Annotated in this window: 3 protein-coding genes and 1 pseudogene; 3 read left to right on the top strand and 1 reads right to left on the bottom strand. The window is 43.9% G+C overall.

Going from position 1 to position 2,522, the window contains the following annotated elements:
• From D5R40_RS32130 to D5R40_RS36670, 3 genes and pseudogenes are all read left to right on the top strand, one after another.
• Nucleotides 1-379 (top strand): PAS domain S-box protein (locus D5R40_RS32130; protein WP_153183534.1); only part of this gene is annotated, 379 nt, incomplete at its 5' end.
• A gap of 135 nt (nucleotides 380-514) precedes the next feature.
• Nucleotides 515-1,210 (top strand): annotated as a pseudogene (locus D5R40_RS32125) (ATP-binding protein); the annotation flags it as partial.
• A gap of 507 nt (nucleotides 1,211-1,717) precedes the next feature.
• A complete protein-coding gene (locus D5R40_RS36670; protein ID WP_161565157.1) occupies nucleotides 1,718-1,882 on the top strand; it encodes a response regulator in 165 nt (54 codons plus the stop codon).
• Nucleotides 1,883-2,257: 375 nt separating this feature from the next.
• On the opposite strand, the gene D5R40_RS38580 is transcribed toward D5R40_RS36670, so the two are convergent.
• On the bottom strand, nucleotides 2,258-2,522 hold a 265-nt coding region (locus tag D5R40_RS38580; protein WP_205127811.1), incomplete at its 5' end, for a hypothetical protein.

The raw sequence follows: 2,522 nt of genomic DNA, 5'->3' as shown, positions 1-2,522 counted from the left end.
ACTGACTACGGTTTATGATTTGAGTGAACGGAAACTTTCAGAGGAAATGCTTAAGATCGCCAAGGAGAATGCAGAAGCTGCCAACCGGGAACTCCGACTGTCTCAAAAATCTCTGGAGCAGGAACGACGTCTCTTACGCAACATCATTGATGCTACACCGGACTGGATTTTTGTAAAAGACCTTGACCACAAGTATACCCTTGTGAACAAAGCTTTTGCTGAGGCCCACGACATGAAAAGTGAAGACATGATCGGTAAGAATGATCTGGGCGTAGGAGTGCCGAAAGAACTGGTACATGGAAAATCCGGAAAAGGCATCAAAGGCTTTTGGAAGGATGATGACGAAGTGGTCGAAAAACAGGATCCCGAAATTTATTGAAGAAGAAACATTATTGAGAAAGAAGGCAGAAGGACCTTTTTGCATACAGTAAAAGTGCCCCTGATTGATGAAGACGATGAGGCCTTTCGGATTATTAGGCTTTGTTCATGACATTACCAATCTGAAGGATAATTGAACGGGAAGTTGAAAGAAGCAAAAGGGGCTGCCGAAGCTGCAAGTAAAGCTAAAGGGGAATTTCTCGCCAATATGAGTCATGAAATTTCGAACCCCAATGAATGGAGTAATCGGTATGACCAGTCTTTTATTGGATACGCCCCTCAATCATGAACAACATGATATGTGGACACCATTCGAAACCAGTGGGGATTCTCTTCTTACCATCATCAACGATATTCTGGATTTCTCCAAAATCGAATCGGGTAAACTTGAATTAGAAAGCAACCTTTCTACCTGAGAAATTGTGTAGAGGAAGTCCTGGATTTGTGCCCATAAAGCTGCAGGCAAGAAACTGGAGTTGGCTTACCTGATTGAAGTGCATACACCCGAAACCATAATCGGGGACGTTACCCGTTCTGCGTCAGATTCTCCTGAATCTTCTCAACAATCCATCAAGTTTACAGAGCAGGGCGAGGTGGTGCTATGTGTCAAAGCAAATTGCTTGAATACTCAAAAAGGAGAATATGAACTTCATTTTGAGGTGAGAGATACGGGAATAGGGATTCCTAAAGATCGGATTTCGCGTCTTTTTCAGGTCCTTTAGCCAGGTGGATGCGTCTACTACCCGCAAATACGGAGTACAGGGCTTGGGCTGGCCATTAGCAAACAGTTAAGCAATCTTAGGGGGGCACGATGTGGGTAGCAAGTGAAGGAATTCCCGGGGAAAGGTTCTCAATTTCATTTTACCATCAGGGCCCGGCATAACAAAATCAGAAAGAGCTCAAAGAAATGATGAAAGCTCTGCATAAAACTGGCTGGAAAAACGTGTCCTGATCGTGGGACGATAATGAGACCAAACAGACTCATACTTTTGCAATACACCAAAGGATGGAAAATGGATTGCTGTGCTTTGTGGATAGCGGAGAAGAAGCCTTGAGGTGCATAGAACAGAACTCCTTTTGACATTGGGCATTCTGGATATGCAAATGCCGGGTATGGATGGAGTCCAATTGGGCTCAAAACCTCCGCAAGCTTGAAAAAGCAAAGATGTCCTATTGATCATGCTCACTTCTCTGGAAATCAGGTAGACAAAAAATCGCAGTTGAGTTTGAAGCTTTATTGAACAAACCGATTCAAGCCCGCTGCTTTGGGTCAATGTCTTGGTAGGAATTTTTGTAAAACAACCTGTATTGGTAAAAAGTCAGGATCGAAAATCTGAGTTTGATAAGTCCATCGGTGAGAAAAATCCATCCGAAATTACTGGCTGAAGATAATGTAGTTAATCAAAAAGTCGCTCAGCGAATGTTGGGACGGATTGGGTATCGTATAGACATAGCCGCAAATGGGCAGGAAGCCATTGATTCCTTGTTCGCGCCAGACTTATGATGTAATACTCATGATATCCAAATGCCGGAAATGGACGCATGGAGGCGACGAGACTTATTCGGGAACGCTGGCCAGCTGACAAACAACCCTACATCATTGCTATGACGGCTAATGCTTTTGCAGGAGATAAGAGAGAAGTCCTGGCCATGGGCATAACGATTATTTATCCAAACCGGTCCGGGTTCAGAGAATTGGTAGTAGCACTGGCCAAATGCAAGCCCATAAAGGTATAGCTGAAAAAACTGCAGCAAATGCTAAAATGATAGGGGAGGAGGATTAAATTTCGCAGATAGCTGACTGGCAGCTTCGAACGCCTTGGCTAACTCAATACTTCTAGGTCAGCCTGGGTTTTCCAACAATCTGAATGCCTACGGGTTAATCCTGCTTACCAAATCCACAGGGCATAGATATGACAGGTAGGCCTACCGTAGAGAGGATGCAGCATATACTCATCCATTCCAGGTAATCCTTCATGACCCGATCTCCGATTTTTTTGACATAATCCCAATTGCTTTGCCCTACTTTGGGTAGTCCACTTTTCTCGGGTTTTATAAAAGACCAGTGTGGTTTCCATTCTGCGCCCTGCTCGATCCATCGTTTTATTAATTCAATTTCATATCCGGACAGACTGAGATTGGAT

Origin of the sequence: Okeania hirsuta (assembly GCF_003838195.1) — a bacterium.
Lineage (GTDB): Bacteria > Cyanobacteriota > Cyanobacteriia > Cyanobacteriales > Microcoleaceae > Okeania > Okeania hirsuta.
The sequence above is the reverse complement of the archived record's forward strand: the minus strand, read 5'-3'. Positions and strand labels throughout refer to the sequence as shown.